Below are 19,012 nucleotides of genomic sequence, written 5' to 3'. Positions count from 1 at the left end.
TGGAGGGATCAGAAGGGCGGCCGCGGGGCCGCCCACGGGCGGCGAGAGTACGATGCACGGACATGGAGAGGACCGCATGGCGGTCCAGATCGGCGACGAGAACCTGAACTTCACCGAGGTCCACCTCACGGACCCGGTACCCACGGGGCGGCAGATCATCAAGGCGGCGGGCAAGCACCCCGTCGACGACTACGCCGCCCTCGCCCTGTTGCCGGATAACGCGCTGGAGCCGCTGCGGCTCGACGAGACCTTCGATCTGCGCCACCACGGTGTCGAGCGGTTCCTGGTGTGCCGCAGCGACACCCTCTACCGCTTCTTCATCGACGGGCAGGATCAGGAGTGGCCAGTCCGCCGGATCACGGGCGTCGTCCTGAAAAAGCTCGCCAGCGTCGATCCCGCCGCCTTCGATGTGTACCTCGTACTGCCCGGGGCCGACGACGTCCGCGTGGCCGATCACGAGATGTTCGACCTCGCGCGGGAGGGGGTCGAGCACTTTCAAACGGTTGAGCGGCGCGCTCCCGCTGCCCGCGACATCACACTCAAGGTGGTCGTCAACGGCACCGAGATCGCGCTTAAGGTCCGCCCGGACACTCTGCTCGCGCAGGTCCGCACGGAGGCGCTGCGGAAGTCCGAGAACGTCGGGCGGCCCGAGGACGAGTGGCAGCTGAAGGACGAGCAGGGCACCCCGTACGACCTGACGCAGACCGTCGCTGGCGTCGGGCTGCACGATTGTGACCTCGTGTGGTTGAGCCTCAAGGCGGGGGTCGCCGGGTGAGCGGCCCGCAGACCGTCGACCCCGTGGTCTCCCGGGCGAAGTTCGCGCGGGAGGTCACCGCCTATCGGGCCCTAGAGGGGACCTACCGCAAGCGCGGCCAGATCCTGCTCGACGCTGAGTTCCCCGAGGTGTGCGTGATGTTCGCGGCCCTTAAGCTGCGCCCGTCGCCCATCGTCGCCTGCGTGGTCGTCGATTTCACCGATTACGACGTCCAGCCGCTTTCGGTGCGCTTCGTCGACCCTTTCACACGCGCGCCGATCAAGGCGAGCGAGCTCAACATCAACATGCTGCGGCGGCCACCGATTCCGCCGGGGATGCCAAAGGAGATGTACCTCCAGCTCATCCAGATGGGGCAGATGCCGGCGACGGACTTGATGCAGTTCAACTCGCCCGACGACCCGCCATTCCTGTGCCTGCCTCGCGTCCGGGAATACCACGACAACCCCGCGCACACAGGTGACGCATGGCTTCTGCACCGCCGCTCTGGCGAAGGCTCCTTGGCCTTCATCCTCGACACGATCTGGAGCCACGGGGTCAACCCGATCGAGCACTACCAGCTGGTCGCGCGGATGCCGGCGATCGGGATGGGATTGAATCTCGAACGCGTCCCGGAGTGAGCGGGCTCGCGGCGGTGCGGGCGATCACGCTCCCTCGGGCGTGCGCGGACGCAGCCCAAGAGCACATGCGCTCGGTTGGCCGCGCCGGCCATGAAGGGCTGGCTCTTTGGGTCGGCCGCCAGGACGGAGACCGGTTCGCGGTCGAGCAGACTTGGGTCCCCTCCCAGCGCCACGTCCGCACCGACGACGGCGTATGCGTCTGCATCGGCCCGGACGAGCTCCACCGCATCAACGTCCGGCTCCACCGCGAGAAGCTCACGCTGCTGGGACAGGTCCACAGCCACCCCGGCCGGGCGTACCACTCGGACACCGATGACGCGTTCGCGATCGCCACCGCGATCGGCAACCTGTCGCTCGTGGTGCCCGACTACGCGGCCCGCCCGTTCGCGCTTGCCGACACCGCCGCCTACCGACTCGACGCCCGCGCCCGTTGGGCACGGGTCCCCGCGGGCGCGCTAACGCGCCTCATTACCATCACGGGTTGATCATGGCCCTCGCGAACTTTTTTGACCGCGCCGCCACCGCCGCTTCGCAGGTCCTGGCGGACTTCGGCACGGCCGCCTTTTCAGAGCGGCTTCGGGCGCAGGTCGTCGGCCTCGCTTTCGACAAGGAGGCCGCGCGCTCGCAGGAAGGTGCGGCGCTGCTCGACCTTACGGTCCGCCTGCTCGCCCGCCTGTACCCGACCCTCGTGATCCACGCCCTCGACGGCCACGCCGCCGAACGCGTCGCCGAGCTGTCCGGCCTCGCGAGAGCGATCAACCCCACCATCGATTTGGGGGGCGACATCAAGCAGGCGAGCGTCGCCGTCTGCGTCGGCCGCACCGCTTTGGCCATGCCGGGCCAGGCGCTGTTCGCCGGATCGGACGGCTGGATCGCACGGTTCTCCCCGACCGCCCCGGTCGGGTGCGGGCGGAGCGCCAACCCGTTCGGTGCGGGGGGCGCGGCCTGCGTCGCAGCCGCGAACGTATTCCGCGCCGTGTTTGCCGATCAGATCCGGGGCGGCGGACTCGATCGAGAGATCGCCCTCGACATGCGCGATTACCGCCCGGCCGCACCGGAGTCCGCGGGTGGCGAGGTCGGCCACGTCGACCTGGGCGAGGCACATCTCGTCGGCCTCGGGGCCATCGGCAACGGGGCTGTGTGGGCCCTCGCCCGTTTGCCCGCCCTGACTGGAACGCTGCACTTAGTCGACCACGAGGCCGTCGACCTGTCGAACCTGCAGCGCTACGCAATGGCGGCACAGGCTGACGTTGAACGCGCGAAGGTCGAAGTCGCCGCCAGCTTGCTGACTGGGACGGGGCTGCGCGTGGCACCTCACCGCGCGACGTGGTCCGAGTATCTCACCGCGCGGCACGACTGGCGGCTGGATCGGATTGCCGTCGCCCTGGACACGGCGCGCGACCGCGTCGCGGTCCAGAGTGCCCTCCCCCGATGGATCGTCAACGCCTGGACCCAGGAGGGCGACCTCGGCGTCTCACGGCACGGGTTCGCGGACGGCAAGCCCTGCCTCGCCTGCCTCTATCTCCCCGCCGACGCGGTGAAGGACGAGGACGATCGCATCGCTGAGGAACTGGGTATGCCCGAGGCGCAGCCGGAGGTGCGCCGAATGCTGCAGACCTTGGAACCAGTTACTGAGGTGTTCGTCGAGCGGATCGCCGCAGCGCTGGGCGTTCCACCTGAGCCCCTACGACCCTTCGTGGGGCAGCCATTGCGAAGCTTCTATCAACACGCCGTGTGCGGCGGCGTGGTGTTCCGGCTCACCGATGGCAGACGGCCGGTCGGAGCCACGGTACCGATGGCGTTCCAGTCGGCGCTCGCCGGAATCATGCTCGCTGCCGACCTCGTGAAGCATGCCCAGGGCGAACCTGATGCGCCAACGGTCGCCACGCGCATCAACTTGCTCAGACGCCTCGGTACACACCTTGCCGATCCACACGCGCCCGATGCCACCGGCCGCTGCATCTGCGGAGATGCTGACTTCAGGGCTGCTTATGAGGCCAAGTATTCATCTGCCCACCAATCAGCGGGGTGAGTCTACCAGTGGAGGTCATACGGGCGTTGCCGGACTGAACGAACCGGGCTCGGGGCTCCCGCGGAAACTTACGCACGTGTACGGACTGATCATGGACGACTGCACGGCGGGGAAAATTACATCGTATCAGTCGCAGTCCAGGCTCCGCGGCCTATTCTTGCCGTCGGGGGTGTTGATCTGCACCTCTTTCGCCGCGCGCGATCCGATGAGCCCCCCTTCGTATACATGACCGCCTTTGCCGGTTATGCCGCTCCGGCCGACGGTGCGGGCGGGGCCTGCCAGAGTTGATCCGCAAGGGCGGCGACCTCAAGAACGGTGTGCGCGCGCCGGTTGGGATCCCGCACCTTTCGATCGGCGTCATCGGCAGCGTCCAGCCGGAGCCACTGCGCGACTTCCTGACAAAATAGGACGACGGCCTCGCCCATCGCTTTCCCTGGATGTGGCGCGAGGCCCCGACGAGCTTCAAGATCCCGCGTCGGGCGGATGCGCATGACCTAATGGTCCGAGTACGACGTGTGCTCGCCCCTCCAATCATCGCCTCGGAGCGACGGCAGGAGCTGAAGGAGCCGACCCCCAGTGGCCGCCACACAAATCCGCTAAGCTGCTGAAGTGTTGGACCATTCGCGGCTTAAACTGAGGCGTTCATCCCCGTTCTCCACAACCTGAGGATAGGGCCTGGCGCTGGGTTGAAAGTCGCCGCAAACCAGAACAAAACATGAACTCGACGAACGACTGCCCTGGCCAGGACCAAACCCTCGCCCGGCTCTGAGGAGGCGTTCGCGTTCATTGAGGCAGCGCAACGACGATGGGTGCGATCTGCATGATCTGTGGCCGCCAACGCGTCATCATGGCGAACAAGCAGTTGTGCCTCGCCTGCGCGGTCGGTCTCACGCATCGATGCCCGGAGTGCAAAAAGATCGTTCCCGGTAGCGGCTACGGGCCCTGCTACCCATGCTCAAAAGCCCGCGCCAGGAGGGTAAGGATCGGGGAAGAAGCTCGAACGATCTCCCTTCCGTGGCTCGCGGAATTGTTCAGGGCCTACTGCACGAGCGATATCTTCCCGCTCGAGGCCAAAATTGCGGACGATCGGATCGCCCGCGCAGCCGCCGCCTGCCGTCGTATCACGCTTCACGTGACAGACCCTCCGGACCTCGCGATGGAGACGGTCTTCGCCGCGCTCGGAGAGGGAGCCCTTCGCCGCGTCGAACCCATGATTGCCTATTGGGCGACGATCGGGGCGCTCGCGTGGGACCAGGCGCAGCTTCGCACCCTGATCGAACTCGACCGCATCGCGGCCATCCTGACGACGCATGGCAAGGGCTTGAATGGGCCAGTGCTCCACCGTTATCGCGATCACCTCGCGATCCGGGACCGAAAACCGATCTCCCAGCGCATCGCGCTGACGGCCGCCGCTACTCTGTTTGTCAGGCGACACGGCAAACTGACCCCCTGACGCCATGAGGACCTGACCCCCTCGATGAGCGAGGAGGTCGAGATGATCAGGAACGAAGATCAGGCTCTTCAGCGGACAGACGATCCGCGGAGGGCCGAGATGAAGACGCCGGACGACGTATCGGCGATGGTGCGGCTGAAGGCGCTGGGCTGGGGTGCCAAGCGGATCGCGACCGAGCTCGGCTGTTCGAAGAACACGGTCAAGCACTGGCTCCGTCAGGGTGATTGGCGCCCCTCTAAAACGCCTTCACGATCGAAGCGGCTCGACGGCTTGACGGACTGGTTGGCCGAACGGTTCCGGCAGCATGCCGGCAACGCCGACGTCGTGCGCCAGGACCTCGCCAACGAGAAGGACATCCACGTCAGCCTGCGCACCGTGGAACGGGCTGTGGCGCCGTTGCGGCGGGACCTGGTGATCGCCGCGCGGGCGAGCGTGCGGTTCGAGACGCGGCCAGGCGAGCAGATGCAGATCGACTTCGGCGAGCGGCGGATCGAGATCGGCGGTGTGCCAACCCGGGTCTCGCTGTTCGTTGCGACGCTCGGTTACTCGCGTCGACTGCACGTGCGCGCCTTCGGCCACGAGCGGCAGGAGGACTGGTTCGCCGGATTGGAGAGCGCCTTCCAGGCCTTCGGCGGTGTGCCGCGTGAGGTGCTGCTCGACAATGCCCGCGCCCTGGTCCTGCACCATGACCCGATCAGCCGCGAGGTCATCCTGCATCCGCGGTTGCACGCCTTCTCCCGGCATTGGGGCTTCCGGGTGCGGGCCTGCGCCCCGTACCGGGCGCGCACGAAGGGCAAGGACGAGCGCGGCGTTGGCTACGTCAAAAGGAACGCTGTAGCCGGCCACCGCTTCGCGAGCTTTGCCGCCCTGGAGGCGCATCTCGATGCCTGGACGCGGGATGTGGCCGACCGGCGCGCGCACGGCACGACCGGTGAGGCGCCGGGCGCGCGGTTCGCCCGGGACGAGGCCCGGGCGCTGCAGCCCCTGGCGGGCGTGCCGCCGTTCTCCGCCGCACGCGATCTCGTGCGCCGGGTCGGGGCAGACTGCGCGGTCAGCGTCGACGGCAACGCCTACTCGGTGCCGTGGCGGCTGATCGGCGAGCGGGTTCGCGTCACCGTGAGCGGAGCGGTGGTGCGCGTCCACCACGGCGGACGTGAGGTCGCCGTGCACGCCGCGTTGAAGGGGCGCCACGGCCGTGTCGTCGACGATGCCCATCTGGCCGGGCTTGTGGGTAGCCGAGAGCGACCGGCTCACCGGCTCGACCCGTCGCCCATCATGCCGCCGGCGCTGTTGCGGCCGCTGGCCGAGTACGAGGCGGTCGCCGGGGGAGGCTTCTGATGGACCATGACCACCTCACCCTGCTGCTCGACCGCCTGAAGCTGACGGCCATGCGCGATCAGCTCGATAGCCTGATCGACGAGGCCGGCCGGGGCGAGCTGACGATCCGTGAGGCGCTGACCCTGTTCTGCGAGCGTGAGGTCGCTCGGCGTGACCAGCGCCGCATCGACATGGCCTTTGGTCTGGCTCGCTTCCCCTTCGTGCGGGACCTGACCGGCTTCGACTTCGGCGCCCAACCCTCGCTGGACAAGGCGCAGATCCGTGAACTCGCCACCGGCCGCTTCATCGCCAATGGCGAGGCGGTGCTGTTCCTCGGGCCGCCCGGCGTGGGCAAGACGCACTTGGCGGTGGCGATCGGGCGCGCGGCGATTGTGGCCGGCTATGGCGTGCTGTTCACCCCGGCCACGACGCTCGTGGCGCAGCTGGCCAAGGCGCATGCTGAGGGTCGGTTGGAGGAGCGGCTGACGCACTACGCCAAGCCGAAACTGCTGATCATCGACGAGCTCGGCTATCTGCCGTTCGAGCCGGATGCCGCGCATCTGTTCTTCCAGCTCGTCAGCCGCCGCTACGAGCGGGGCGCGATGCTGGTGACGTCGAACCGAGCGGTAGGCGAGTGGGGGAGCGTGTTCGGCGATGCGGTGGTGGCCACCGCGATCCTCGATCGGCTGCTGCACCACAGCCACGTCGTCACCATCCGCGGCGACAGCTACCGGCTTCGTGAGAAGCGTCGCAGCGGCCTCCTGCAAAAGGCGGCTGCGGTCCCCCAACCCACACCCGTCTAGGCGTGTGAAATTAGCATAGGGGTCAGATCCTCATGACGCGAAGAGGTCAGTTCCGGATGTCGCTTGATACTCTGTTGGCAGCACTCGGTGACGCTCCGATCGCTGACCTCAGCCAGCGCCACGTCGCCAACGCGTTGCGTGCGCGTCCCAGGGACCGGACGTCACTGCAAAGCTTTTTGAGCTTCCTCGCGTCAGAGGACGGTCCCAAACTGACGATCGCGAAACCGCGTCAGGATCCGGCCGCTCAGAGAAGACGGCTTCAGGCCGATATCCGCAAATGCCGGAAGCGCTTGCACAGGACACGCGATGTCGTCGAGGCGCGGGCCCTGATCGCGGTCCTCATCTCCCGGATCTTCACCCTCCCGCTTTCGCGGGTCCTCTCCCTCAAACGCTCCGAGGTGGCCGTCACTCCGAAGGCTGTCACGCTCTGGAAAGATGGTGAAGGGCTGACCCTCGATGAGCCACTCGCCAACGTGTTCCGTGAATGGATCTCTTTGGCTGGGTCCTGGCGTTCGCCCGGATACCCGTGGGTCTTTCCCAGTCGAGATGGGCTACGGCCTGCGTCTGAGGGGTCGATTGCCTACCATCTCAAGAAGCGACCTTCGGTGAGCGAAGCGGATCCCGGCCCGTCATAAGCGACCACTGTAGACCACTAGCCGATCCGGCTGACCGCCGGAGAAAACCCAGCCGCAGTGCGCCACTGATTTGGTGATCCGATCTTTCGGCTTATCGGCCAGCCGGGCTCGGAGTTTGGCCTCCAATCCGCTCGCGGTCGCGTCGGCCCCCACCGGGTCGGCCCATTCGAGGCTGTCGTAGTGCTCCGGCTTTAGAGGTCGCGCCGTGCTGCCCGGCCCACAATAGCCGTGCAGAGCGAAGGCCCGGTACCTTAAGGCGTGAAGCGCGTGCATTACCGGGAGCGACCCCGCTTGGCTGTCGGTTAGCTTCGCGATGAAGCTCGGCGCGTAGAAGATGTTGCGTAGGTCCGTGTAAGCGTCTGGATCGCTCGAACTCGCGTAGAGGTGGCAGCAGGTCAGGTCGCGTGTCGTGCCGCGCTTCAGACCCGTGCTCCACTCGAAGGCGGCCGCCGGGCTCGCATTGTCGTCGACCATGACGCCGTCAATGATCGAGCCCCGATCGGCCATTCGGCCTCGCACGGTACGGAAAATCGCCCGGTGCCCCGTCGCCGCTACAACGTCGGGATGGGCGAAGACCGACAGCGATGCGATTGCCTGATCGATCGATCCCCATGGAGACGCAGCGATCAGGAAATCCAGAACGGCCCTCCCGTCATACTCGAACTCCGCCAACGTCTTTCGCTGGCTCTCCGTGGCAACGGGAAACGGCGGTGAGAGCCATCCGGCCACGGGTTGGACAACTACACCCCCGAAGCGGGCTTCCCTCGCCCAGCAAGCGATCCCGTCGACAAAGATCGGGGTATCGCCATCGACGACTTCCTCGCCGTTCGCGACTTGGATCCCGGTCCCGATGAGGGACGTGTTGGCGATATCGACCGGTCGGCCGTCCCAATCGACGAGACGTGTCTCGCAGTCGCGGCAGATCGCGGCGGGGTAGGAGATTGAGCCTCGTCCCTCGCCGCGGCAGACCGGACACATCTCGCCGCCCGGACGCCATGTGACCATTGGGACCCCTCCGCTGGCCTGTCTGTGAACCACGTCGGGCGGCGGCGTCAAAGGCCTTCGATATTCGTCGGACGAGAGAGGCTAGCGTGATTGGGGGCCGGATCCCGTGACGACGTGGTTCGGCCCTGAGCCGTTCGGCGTTTGAGCCGTAGCGACCGTCGCGATGTAGCGCGCCCATCGGCACAGCCCCTGAGCGGCGATTGCTGAGTACGGCCATCGCCCGCCTCCCTCATGCAACCCGCATGAGACTTTCAGAGGCCAATTAGTCGTCATCGTGCTCACGTTCCGCCGTCCGGACCGAAATGGGTCCTTCAGCATGTGCGCAGCGCCGATCCGCTGAACTGCGGGGATCATCCGGGACGGAAGCTGAGCTTTAATAGGCGACCGTGACCCTGCGGTTCAACGACCACCGCAGAGCCCCACGATGTCGAACGACACGCCGTCCCCTGATGGAGAAGACCCCGGGACCGTCGGGCTGGCAGGCCTACAGATCAGCAAGGCCCTATTCGCCGAAATCATGGATGCGGGTCCCGACGATATGCCGATGGTGCACCTGTCGGCGATCGCCGAACTCGGATTGGCGGACGCCCGGCATCTCGCCCGTAGTCTCGGCGAGGGAGATCCTGCCTGGCTCGCAGCCCTCGGCGAACCGAACGAACAGGCTCAGCCGGACCCAGAACCCGAACCTGTCCGCCCCTTAGGGACGGACAAGGCTTGGAGTTGGGCCAATCCGGATCTCTCTTTGTTGCCAAACGAGAACGCGCCGGCGTTGCCGTTTCCGGTTGAGATATTCGGGGAATTCTGGGCCGACTGGTGCCGGACATCCGCCTCCGGTGTCGGTGCTAGTGTGAACTTCACTGCTGGAACTCTCCTCGCTGTCGTCGGCGGCATGCTCGCCAACGTCCGCTGGGCGCAAGGGACGCGGACGTGGAAGCATCCCGGTGTCCTCTGGGTAGCCCTGATCGGCCCCTCGGCCACCGCAAAGTCTCCGAGCATGGCCCCGGTGGTCGATCTCGTCCAAGAGATCCTCGATCTTAGACGAGCCGAAAACGATGCCTTGAGAGACCTGCGCGACCTCAAGGTGACCGTATCGCGCAGCATGTCGAAGCACTGGGAAACCTTGATCCATAATGTCGTGGGCCAAGCCTTCAGGACAAACACGCCGCTGCCGGAAGATCTCCCGATACGCCCAGCACTGGGCAAGCCACCGGCGGAGTTGGTTGCGCACAGCCTATTCTTCGACGACGTGACGCCTGAGGCCGTCCAAGCCCATGCGTCCGGGTTGCCACGCGGCTTCATGGTCAAGACCGATGAACTGAGCACATGGTTCGGGAGCTTTGCGCGTTACAACAACAAGAGCAGCCAGGGCGCGCGCGGCTTCTGGAACAAGGCGTTCGACGGGGCCAGTCTCAGCGTCGCCCGCAAAGCCGACGATCTGCGCCGGGGCGTCCGCGCCCAGACTGAGATCCCACGTCTATCGATCGGACTGCTGGGCGGGACCCATCCGAGCGAGATCAAAGATCTCCTATCGCGGGACGGTAAGCTGGGTGACGACGGAATGGCCCACCGAATCCTATGGATTTGGGGGGACGGGCTGACTGCGGACGAGACGCTGCATGACGGGGTGGCGAAGCTCCCCGACAACGCACGTGCTCTCACGGCCCTGCAAGCGATCGACGGTCTCCAACAGGACGAAAGCAACACGCCGTTCTACGTGCGGGCGACCCCTGACGCCGAGGCAGACCTCGTCGCTTTCAAAAGGCGGATGGCCCATGCCGGCAGCGCGACGACTGCGTGGCGCAGATCGTGCCTCAATAAGGCTCCCGGCCTCGCCCTGAGGATCAGCAACGTGCTGGCCCATCTCCGGTGGAGCGCCGACCCGGTGGGACCGCCGCCGGACACGATCGAGCGCGACGTCATGCGCGACGCGATCCGGTTCGTTGAGGACTATTGTCTCGCCAATGCCGAGCGACTTCGGCAGCACGTCGCCACAGCCGATGCCGAGGGCGACGCCCGCGGTTTGCTCGGACTGATACACGAACACGGCTGGACGAGATTTCACCTCACCGACATCAAGAGGCATGCCACGCAGCGCCTTGACGAGGCGCGCTACCGCAATGACGCCCTGGAGATTCTGATAGAAGCTGGCCTGATCAGGCCGGACTTCCGGCGCGAGGGAAACACCAAAGGGCGTATGCGGGAAGAGTACCTCGTCAATCCTCAAGCTCTGAGGCCGACCGCGGCGTAGATCTGCGCTTCGCCAGAACGGGTACGAGGTGAACGCGGGAGGAATGCAGAGGCCGAAGATCCGCGGTCCTCTCGAAAAAGCTATCTCACCGATCCGCCCGCAGATAGCGTCCGGAGGATCCAAAATTCCTTCCGCAGATAGGTTGGATAGGTCTAGAAGGTCGCCGCTCCAAAAAGCTAAAAGCCCTATCTGACCTATCTGCGGGATGGTTTCGCAGTTTCATTCCATCATGACGTTCCGTCGTACCCCATATCCTCCTAGCGCGTCCCGACGGCGACCTATCTCCGACCTTGCGAAGCGTCACCGGCGCAACGCGGTCCGGCTCAGCAGCCTAAGGAAAAGGTCCCCATGCAATCCGCATTCGCAGCCGTCCTGCTCATCTCCCTCACGGTATCGGCAGGCGCTGCCCCTGCGACAGAGCTTTGGTCGGCGACGAGCCGGACCGCGACCGCCATCACGGGCGATATCGCCCTGTCCCCGACGAAACTTGTGGCCGCCGGCAAGATCTTCCCGCTGGCCGTCGCCGCCGACGTCGAGGCTTTCGGGACGAGCGGGGGGCCGAAGCCCGCGCGCATCATGCGCGTGACCCGTGAGGTCAATCCTGTCCTGCTGCGCGGGAACACCTTGTGCTCGCCAGCGGCGCGCTGGATCGCACTCTACCGCAGCGACGGCGGCAAGGGGCTCACCCTCGCGGTGTTCTCTGGCCAAATGCAGCCGCAGGGTGAGGACGATCCCAGTCTCTGCGCCACGTATTACTACACGCGCTGAATGCGAGCTTGGATGTGCTTCGATCACCGGTCCGTGTTCGCCGCTGCGAACTGACGGCCCTTGTAATCGGCCGCCCAGCCCCTGATCTCCGGACTGCGCTTCAGGCAAGGCGCTCTACGGAGAAAATCATGCCGCACAACGAGACCATCGCCCTGTCGGGCACGATCACGCACGTCTTCGCACACCGGTTTACCCTGGAAGCAGAAGGCGCGACCCACCTAGCGGATCTCGGCCCCAAGGGCGCAGAAGCCTTCTCGCTCTCGCCGGGACTGCCCGTATCCCTGGAGGGCGAGCGTCGTCCCTCCGAGATCAAGGTCACCCGGATCGAGACCGCCGGTCGCGCTCCGGTGACGATTGAGCACAAGAAGCCGAACCACGCTCCGGGCCACAAGCCAGCGAACGGCCCGGCCGACGTGAACGTCGTCCTCGCCGCCGCACGAAAGTCCGGCTGGGAGACCCACGGCGATCCACGCCAGAAGCCCAAGCACTTCGAGGTCCTGGCGCTTCGGGACCAAAGCGGGTGGACCGAGCTCCACATCGACTTCGCGGGCACGATCTACAAGCAGAAGCCCGCTGACGCCGAAAAGTGGTCCCTTGCGGCCTAATCGAGACCGTGGGGCCGCCATTCGGCGGTCCCACACCTGTTTCGCGAGACACAACCGACAATTCTGACGATAGATCGCCTATGGCCGACCGTCAGCGCTTCGCAAAGCCGATATCGGCGGCCACCGCTTTGAGCCGGTCCGGCTCACGCTCCTTTCGCTCGCTGTAGCGATCAACCAGCATGTCGGCCCGCTCCCGGGTGAGCAGCGTGAACTTCATCAGTTCCTCGCAGACATCGACGACCCGGTCGTAGAGCGGCCCCGGCTTCATTCTGTCGGCGTCGTCGAACTCCTTGTAGGCCATCGGCACCGACGACTGGTTCGGGATGGTGATCATCCGCATCCAGCGACCGAGCAGCCGCAGACTGTTGACCGCGTTGAAGCTCTGCGAACCGCCGGACACCTGCATGACCGCGAGCGTGCGCCCCTGCGTCGGCCGCACCGAGCCCTCGCTCAAGGGCAACCAGTCGATCTGGCTCTTCATCACGCCGGTCAGATTTCCGTGCCGCTCCGGTGACACCCACACGTGGCCCTCGGACCAGATCGAGAGATCACGCAGTTCCTGAACCTTGGGATGGTCGGCCGTCGTGTCGTCCGGCAGTGGCAGGCCGTCGGCGTGGTAGATCCGGACCTCGCCTCCCATCGCTTCGAGCAGGCGCGCCGCCTCGTAGGCGAGCAGGCGGCTGAACGAGCGCTCGCGCAGAGAGCCGTAGAGGATCAGGAACCGCGGCGCATGCGTGAACGGCGTCGTCCGCTCGACGCTGTCGCGCGTCGGCACCATGAGATGCGCCTCGCTCAGGTTCGGCATCCCATCCGCAAAAGGTTGCTGAGGCTTGTTCACGCTCGATCTTTCTTGTACAATCAAATTGTCATTTGATGATTGCAGCAAGAATGGATGAACGGCAAGCCCTCGCCGCATTCGCGGCCCTGGCACAGGAGCATCGCCTGCGCCTCGTGCGGGCGCTCGTGACCGCCGGCCCGGCGGGACAAGCGTCGGGCGTCCTCGCGGAGGCCGTTGGCGTCTCTGCCGCGACCGTGTCTCACCATCTGAAAGAACTGAGCCACGCAGGCCTCGTCGCCTCGCGGCGTGAGGGCCGCTCGATCATCTACAGCGCCGCCTATCCGGCGCTGTCCGACCTGATCTCTTTCCTGATGCGCGATTGCTGCCAGGGCCACCCGGAGGTCTGTGCGCCCGTCGTCGCCGCCCTGTCCGCTTGTGATTGCACCACTGGAGACACCGCCCATGCCTGAGCGCGTCTACAACGTCCTGTTCCTGTGTACCGGCAACTCAGCTCGCTCGATCCTCGCCGAAGCCATGCTCAACAAGGACGGCCAGGGCCGCTTCCGCGCGTTCTCCGCGGGCAGCCAGCCGAAGGGAGAGCCCCATCCGCTGGCCCTTCAGACCCTTCGCGAGAGCGACTATCCGACCGATGGGCTGCGCTCGAAGTCGTGGGATGAATTCGCCGGGCCGAACGCGCCGGTGATGGATTTCGTGTTCACGGTCTGTGACAACGCCGCCGGCGAAGCCTGCCCGTACTGGCCGGGCCAGCCCGTGACCGCCCATTGGGGCATCGAGGACCCCGCTGCGGTGGAAGGGTCGGAGATCGCGCGCAAGCGCGCCTTCGTCACCGCCCAGCGGTACCTCAAGAACCGGATCGCGGCCTTCGTGGCCCTGCCGATCGGGAGCCTCGATCAGGTCGCGCTTTCGTCGAAGGTCCGGGAGATCGGTCAGCAAGAGGGCGCGACCTCGCCGCGCCCGGAGGTCGCGTGATGGACATCGTCATCTACCACAACCCGGAGTGCGGCACGTCTCGCAACACCCTGGCGATGATCCGCAATGCCGGGATCGAGCCTCACGTCATCGAGTACCTGAAGACCCCGCCGAGCCGAGCCATGGTGCGCCAACTCGCCGCGCGCGCCGGCATCGCCGTGCGCGACCTCTTGCGCGAGAAGGGTACGCCGTTCGCGGAGTTGAACCTTGGTGATCCGGCTCTGACCGACGAGCAATTGCTCGACGCGATCGCCGCCCATCCGATCCTCATGAACCGACCGGTGGTGGTCAGCCCGAAGGGCGTTCGCCTGTGCCGGCCGTCCGAGGCCGTGCTCGACCTGTTGCCGGTCCAGCAGGGTGAGTTCGTCAAGGAAGACGGCGAGCGCGTCGTCGATGAGCACGGTCGCCGCGTCGCCACCGCCTAACTCAACTCCCACCCAGATCGCGCGCGGGGTGGCCTGTCGCCAGGCCGCCTTGCCTCGCCGCGCGCGCAGTCCTCGCATACGTCAGGATTCCGCCGCGATGCTCGCGCTCGCCATCTTCCTCGTCACGCTCGTCTTCGTCATCTGGCAGCCCAAGGGCCTCGGCATCGGCTGGAGCGCGCTGGCTGGCGCGGCCGTGGCTCTGGCGACCGGCGTCATCCATCCCGGCGATATTCCGGTGGTCTGGCACATCGTCTGGGACGCGACGTTCACGTTCGTCGCGCTGATCATCATCTCGCTCCTGCTCGACGAGGCAGGCTTCTTCCACTGGGCGGCCTTGCACGTCGCACGCTGGGGCGGCGGGCGCGGCCGGCTCCTGTTCCCGCTGGTGATCCTGCTTGGCGCGGCCATCGCCGCCGTGTTCGCCAACGACGGCGCGGCCCTGCTGCTGACCCCGATCGTGCTCGCGATCTTGTTGCGCCTGAATTTTCCGCCCGCGGCGGCGCTGGCGTTCATCGTCGCCTGTGGATTCGTCGCGGACAGCACCAGCTTGCCGCTGGTGATCTCGAACCTCGTGAACATCGTCTCGGCCAACTACTTCAACGTCAGCTTCGGGCGCTATGCCGCCGTGATGGTGCCGGTCGATCTCGTCTCGCTCGCCGCCACCCTCGTCGTGCTCTGGGCCTATTTCCGGCGCGACGTGCCAAACTCGTACCCGGTGGAAGAGCTCGAGCCGCCGGCCGACGCGATCCGTGACCGGACCGTGTTCCGAGCGGCGTTTCCGCTGCTCGGCCTCTTGCTCGTCGCCTACTTCGTGACCGCGCCGCTCAACGTGCCTGTCTCCGTCGTCACCTGTGCCGGCGCGGCGGTACTGCTGTTTCTCGCCAAGCGCGGCGGCACCATCCCGATCCGCAAGGTGCTGACCGGCGCGCCCTGGCAGATCGTGCTGTTCAGCCTCGGCATGTACCTCGTGGTCTACGGCCTGCGGAACGCCGGCCTGACCGACGAACTCGCCAGAGGGCTCGTCTGGCTGGCCGGGTACGGCCCGTGGGTCGCGACGATCGGCACCGGTTTCGCCGCCGCCATCCTGTCGTCGGTGATGAACAACATGCCGAGCGTCCTGATTGGCGCGCTGTCGATCCAGCAGGCTCCGGATCTCGCGCCGCTGACCCGCGAACTCATGGTCTACGCCAACGTCATCGGCTGCGATCTCGGGCCGAAGTTCACGCCCATCGGCAGCCTCGCGACGCTTCTCTGGCTGCACGTTCTTGCGTCGAAGGGCCAGACGATCACCTGGGGCCAGTACATGAAGGTCGGCCTCGTGATCACGCCCCCGGTCCTGCTCGTGGCGCTGCTGGCGCTCGCGGCCTGGCTGCCGCTGCTCGGCGTTCGGTAGCCAGCACGATCGTATTTCCAGGCTTATCGAAATAGTCTCTTGACCCGGCATGGTCCGTCAGGCAGCTTATTTCCATGAACCTCGAACAAGCCGCCAAGCAGCTTGAGGCGCTGGGCAACCCAACCCGCCTTGCGATCTACCGGACGCTGGTCCGGGCGGGGCATGCGGGCCTGCCGGTCGGTCAGGTTCAGGAGCGCCTGGGCATCGCCGCCTCGACGCTCTCCCATCACCTGCACCGGCTGATCCTCACCGGTCTGGTGACGCAGGAGCGCCACGCCACCTCGCTCATCTGCCGGGCCGTCTATCCCGCGATGAACGATCTCGTCGGCTTCCTCGTGAACGAGTGCTGCGCCGACGCGGGCTGCGCCAGCACGAGCACCGCAGCCTGATTTTTTCGGTCCTTTAATTCGATATTTCTGGAATTAATGGAGGATGCGATGACGGATACGCTCTCGACGCTGCCGATCGCGGTGATCGGCGCAGGACCCGTGGGCCTCGCGGCTGCGGCGCATTGCCTGGAGCGCGGCCTCCCGGTGAAGGTCTACGAGGCCGGACAATCCGTCGCCGCGAACGTGCGCGACTGGGGCCACGTCCGACTGTTCTCGCCCTGGGAGTTCAACATCGACCCGGCAGCCCGGCGGATCCTGCTGGCGAGCGGGTGGTCGGAGCCGCCCCGGGAGGGCTATCCGACCGGGCACGATCTCGTGGAGGCCTACCTCGCACCCCTAGCTGCGACACCTCCGATGGCCGACGTCGTCGAGACCGGCGTTCGCGTCGACGCGATTGCTCGCCACGGCATCGACAAGGTGGTGTCGAAGGGCCGCGAGGCACGGTCTTTCGTTCTGGCGGTGACAGATCCTCTGGGCCGAGCCAGGCGCGACCGTGCCCGCGCGGTGATCGACACCTCCGGAACCTGGACGAGCCCGAACCCCGCTGGATCCAACGGCCTTCCCGTCCCGGGCGAAGCCGAGCTGGCGGATCGCATCGTCTACCGCATCCCCGATGTCCTGGGTCGGGACCGAAGCGTCTACGCCGGCAAGACGACGCTCGTCGTCGGGGCAGGCCATTCGGCGGCCAATGTCCTGCTGGACCTCGCACGGCTAGCCGAGGACGCCGAGGGCACCGTGATCCTGTGGGCGACCCGCGGCTCGGATCTGACGCGGCTCTACGGTGGCGGCGCAAACGACAAGCTCGCCGCGCGCGGCGCGCTCGGCAGCAATCTGCGCGGCCTGGTCGAGAGCGGCCGCGTCCGCCTCACCAAGGGATTTGCAGTCACGGGGGTGAGGGCCGACGGAGCAGGATTGTCGGTCGAAGGCGAGACATGCTGCGGCCCCCGGGTGCTTGGCCCGGTCGACACCCTGGTGGCCGCGACCGGCCAGCGACCCGATCTCGCGCTGACCCGTGACCTGCGCCTCGACCTCGATCCCTGGCTCGAGAGCGCCCGCGCGCTCGCGCCGCTCATCGATCCGAATGTGCACTCGTGCGGCACGGTCTATCCGCACGGCCATCGCGAACTCGCGCACCCCGAGCCGGGGTTCTACACGGCCGGCATCAAGAGCTACGGTCGCGCGCCGACGTTTCTGATGATGACCGGCTACGAGCAGGTGCGCTCGATCGTGGCGGCGCTCGACGGCGATCTCGCCGCCGCCGATGCCGTGCAGTTGAGCCTCCCGGAGACGGGTGTCTGTTCGACGTCGCGCTCGGGCGAGAGCTGCTGCGGAGAACCGGACCCGGATTCCGAAGCCACCCCCTGCTGCGGTCAGGCCGCATGAGTGGGGAACGCCGTTGGCCGGTGGTCTCGGCGCTCGGCGTGGTCGAGATTCTTGCCTGGGGATCCTCGTTCTACCTGCCGGCCGTGCTCGCGGGGCCGATCGCAGAGAGCACGGGGTGGCCATTGGCTTGGGTCGTCGGCGGCTTGGCGCTTGGGCTCCTCGTGGCGGCGATCGCTTCGCCGTATGTCGGGACGGCGATCCACCGCCACGGCGGTCGCCCCGTCCTGGCGCTCGCGGCGCTGTTTCTCGCGGCGGGTCTGACGACGCTGGCGTTGGCCCCTGCGCTGCCCGTGTACCTCGCCGGTTGGCTGCTCCTCGGGGCTGGGATGGGCTGCGGTCTGTACGACCCGGCCTTCGCCACGCTCGGTCGCCTCTACGGGTCGACCGCCAGACCGGCAATCACGAGCCTGACCCTCTGGGGCGGGTTTGCCAGCACCGTGTGCTGGCCGCTCTCGGCGTTCCTCGTCGCGCATGTCGGCTGGCGGGGAGCGTGTTTCGCCTACGCGGCCCTGCACCTCGTCGTCACGCTACCGCTGGTCCTGCTGCTCGTTCCGAAGCCGCCGCCGTTGCCGGCGACGACTGAGGATCGGAAGTCCGACGCGATCTCCCTGACGGCCCGCGAGCGACGCGTGTTCCTGCTTCTCGCCGGCGTGCTGATCCTCGGCGGCGCGATCATGGCGCTGGTCTCCGTCCATCTGATCACGCTGCTGCAGGCCCGCGGCGTCGCGCTGGCGTCCGCCGTCTCCTACGGTGCGCTGATCGGGCCAGCTCAGGTCGGAGCCCGGATCGTCGAGATCTCGTTCAAGGGCCGTCACCATCCGCTGTGGACGCTGACGGCCGCCTTCGTCTTGGTCGCGCTCGGCCTTACCCTGCTCGCCCTGGGGCTCCCGGGCGTCGGGCTGTGGCTGGTTCTCTACGGCGGCGGCAACGGCATCTACTCGATTGCGCGCGGTACCGTGCCGTTGGCCCTGTTCGGCCCGGCGCGCTACCCGCTCGTGGTCGGTCGCCTCGCCCGGCCCGGGCTCATCGCCCAGGCGCTTGCGCCGCCGGCCGGAGCGTACGTGTTGACCCACGCGAGCGCCGATGTCCTGTGGTGGATCCTGCCCGTCCTTGCGCTCGCCAATCTCGGCCTGATCACGGGGCTCTGGACGTTGCGGCGCTCTGCCGTTGCCGCTGCGACGTGATCACGGGGTACGACGGACCGACCGATTGCCACTATTGGCCCTATTGTCAGTCGGTTTTAGCGCAAGAAAGGCGAACCATTGCCCTTCGTCGTACCCAAGCGCGTAGCGGCCCGACAAATCCGACAATCGTGACACGAGGTCGGTTGCGAACGCCCCCAGTGCGGCTTAGCCGTCGCGACGGAGGTACCGCGTGACAGTGTCGTGGTTAGGCG

General features: G+C 66.7%; 20 protein-coding genes. 18 read left to right on the top strand and 2 right to left on the bottom strand.

The genetic code is table 11. The features are described 5' to 3' along the window. Positions 1–76 precede the first annotated feature (76 nt). From MCBMB27_RS25945 to MCBMB27_RS29815, 8 genes are all read left to right on the top strand, one after another. Complete coding sequence (locus MCBMB27_RS25945; protein ID WP_075381619.1) at positions 77–775, top strand: multiubiquitin domain-containing protein; 699 nt, start codon at positions 77–79, stop codon at positions 773–775. Next, positions 772–1,392 (top strand): putative metal-binding protein, encoded by a 621-nt coding sequence (locus MCBMB27_RS25940; protein ID WP_075381618.1) that lies wholly within the window; start codon positions 772–774, stop codon positions 1,390–1,392. Before MCBMB27_RS25945 ends, MCBMB27_RS25940 begins: the two co-directional genes overlap by 4 nt. A 65-nt stretch (positions 1,393–1,457) precedes the next feature. Then, positions 1,458–1,877: a Mov34/MPN/PAD-1 family protein gene (locus MCBMB27_RS25935; RefSeq protein ID WP_236952832.1), complete on the top strand. Its 420-nt coding sequence runs from the start codon at positions 1,458–1,460 to the stop codon at positions 1,875–1,877. 2 nt (positions 1,878–1,879) lie between these two features. Further along, on the top strand, positions 1,880–3,424 hold the full coding sequence (locus MCBMB27_RS25930; RefSeq protein ID WP_075381616.1) for an E2 ligase fold family C protein: 1,545 nt from the start codon (positions 1,880–1,882) through the stop codon (positions 3,422–3,424). Between the two features lie 805 nt (positions 3,425–4,229). After that, complete coding sequence (locus MCBMB27_RS25925; RefSeq protein ID WP_139231636.1) at positions 4,230–4,877, top strand: hypothetical protein; 648 nt, start codon at positions 4,230–4,232, stop codon at positions 4,875–4,877. A gap of 99 nt (positions 4,878–4,976) precedes the next feature. Next, the gene (istA, locus tag MCBMB27_RS25920) at positions 4,977–6,215 is read left to right on the top strand and encodes an IS21 family transposase (RefSeq protein WP_075381867.1); all 1,239 of its coding nucleotides are present in this window, start codon (positions 4,977–4,979) and stop codon (positions 6,213–6,215) included. Continuing rightward, entirely contained in the window at positions 6,215–6,997 is a 783-nt protein-coding gene (istB, locus tag MCBMB27_RS25915; RefSeq protein WP_170861908.1) for an IS21-like element helper ATPase IstB, read from the top strand. Before istA ends, istB begins: the two co-directional genes overlap by 1 nt. A 56-nt stretch (positions 6,998–7,053) precedes the next feature. Then, the gene (locus MCBMB27_RS29815) at positions 7,054–7,632 is read left to right on the top strand and encodes a hypothetical protein (RefSeq protein WP_139231600.1); all 579 of its coding nucleotides are present in this window, start codon (positions 7,054–7,056) and stop codon (positions 7,630–7,632) included. On the opposite strand, the gene MCBMB27_RS25910 is transcribed toward MCBMB27_RS29815, so the two are convergent. Beyond that, the gene (locus MCBMB27_RS25910) at positions 7,627–8,637 is read right to left on the bottom strand and encodes a hypothetical protein (RefSeq protein ID WP_236952831.1); all 1,011 of its coding nucleotides are present in this window, start codon (positions 8,635–8,637) and stop codon (positions 7,627–7,629) included. The genes MCBMB27_RS29815 and MCBMB27_RS25910 overlap by 6 nt on opposite strands. Positions 8,638–9,061: 424 nt before the next feature. Between MCBMB27_RS25910 and MCBMB27_RS25905 the strand changes: the two genes are divergently transcribed. The 3 genes from MCBMB27_RS25905 to MCBMB27_RS25895 all read left to right on the top strand — a co-directional run bounded on the left by MCBMB27_RS25905 (position 9,062) and on the right by MCBMB27_RS25895 (position 12,258). Further along, on the top strand, positions 9,062–10,885 hold the full coding sequence (locus MCBMB27_RS25905; protein WP_083683727.1) for a DUF3987 domain-containing protein: 1,824 nt from the start codon (positions 9,062–9,064) through the stop codon (positions 10,883–10,885). A gap of 348 nt (positions 10,886–11,233) precedes the next feature. After that, positions 11,234–11,653 (top strand): hypothetical protein, encoded by a 420-nt coding sequence (locus MCBMB27_RS25900; protein WP_075381613.1) that lies wholly within the window; start codon positions 11,234–11,236, stop codon positions 11,651–11,653. 128 nt (positions 11,654–11,781) lie between these two features. Next, on the top strand, positions 11,782–12,258 hold the full coding sequence (locus MCBMB27_RS25895) for a hypothetical protein (protein ID WP_075381612.1): 477 nt from the start codon (positions 11,782–11,784) through the stop codon (positions 12,256–12,258). A 91-nt stretch (positions 12,259–12,349) separates the two neighbouring features. Here the strand turns inward: MCBMB27_RS25895 and arsH are convergent, their stop codons facing one another. Then, a complete protein-coding gene (gene arsH, locus MCBMB27_RS25890; RefSeq protein ID WP_075381611.1) occupies positions 12,350–13,096 on the bottom strand; it encodes an arsenical resistance protein ArsH in 747 nt (248 codons plus the stop codon). Positions 13,097–13,146: 50 nt separating this feature from the next. Here arsH and MCBMB27_RS25885 point away from each other — a divergent pair, with 50 nt between their 5' ends. From MCBMB27_RS25885 to MCBMB27_RS25855, 7 genes are all read left to right on the top strand, one after another. Beyond that, entirely contained in the window at positions 13,147–13,506 is a 360-nt protein-coding gene (locus tag MCBMB27_RS25885) for an ArsR/SmtB family transcription factor (protein ID WP_075381610.1), read from the top strand. Then, the gene (locus MCBMB27_RS25880; RefSeq protein ID WP_075381609.1) at positions 13,499–14,026 is read left to right on the top strand and encodes an arsenate reductase ArsC; all 528 of its coding nucleotides are present in this window, start codon (positions 13,499–13,501) and stop codon (positions 14,024–14,026) included. Before MCBMB27_RS25885 ends, MCBMB27_RS25880 begins: the two co-directional genes overlap by 8 nt. Then, a complete protein-coding gene (gene arsC, locus MCBMB27_RS25875; protein WP_075381608.1) occupies positions 14,026–14,451 on the top strand; it encodes an arsenate reductase (glutaredoxin) in 426 nt (141 codons plus the stop codon). The genes MCBMB27_RS25880 and arsC overlap by 1 nt, the downstream gene beginning before the upstream one ends. Positions 14,452–14,548: 97 nt before the next feature. Continuing rightward, entirely contained in the window at positions 14,549–15,844 is a 1,296-nt protein-coding gene (locus MCBMB27_RS25870) for an arsenic transporter (protein ID WP_075381607.1), read from the top strand. Between the two features lie 74 nt (positions 15,845–15,918). Then, entirely contained in the window at positions 15,919–16,233 is a 315-nt protein-coding gene (locus tag MCBMB27_RS25865; RefSeq protein ID WP_075381606.1) for an ArsR/SmtB family transcription factor, read from the top strand. Positions 16,234–16,281: 48 nt separating this feature from the next. Beyond that, positions 16,282–17,616, top strand: coding sequence for an NAD(P)-binding protein (locus MCBMB27_RS25860; protein WP_075382117.1), 1,335 nt, complete (start codon positions 16,282–16,284; stop codon positions 17,614–17,616). After that, positions 17,613–18,800, top strand: a complete 1,188-nt coding sequence (locus tag MCBMB27_RS25855) for an MFS transporter (protein WP_075381605.1) — start codon at positions 17,613–17,615, stop codon at positions 18,798–18,800. Before MCBMB27_RS25860 ends, MCBMB27_RS25855 begins: the two co-directional genes overlap by 4 nt. Positions 18,801–19,012 lie beyond the last annotated feature (212 nt).

The organism is Methylobacterium phyllosphaerae (assembly GCF_001936175.1).
Lineage (GTDB): Bacteria > Pseudomonadota > Alphaproteobacteria > Rhizobiales > Beijerinckiaceae > Methylobacterium > Methylobacterium fujisawaense.
Note: the sequence above shows the minus strand (reverse complement) of the source record. Positions and strands in the feature narration are given on the sequence as shown.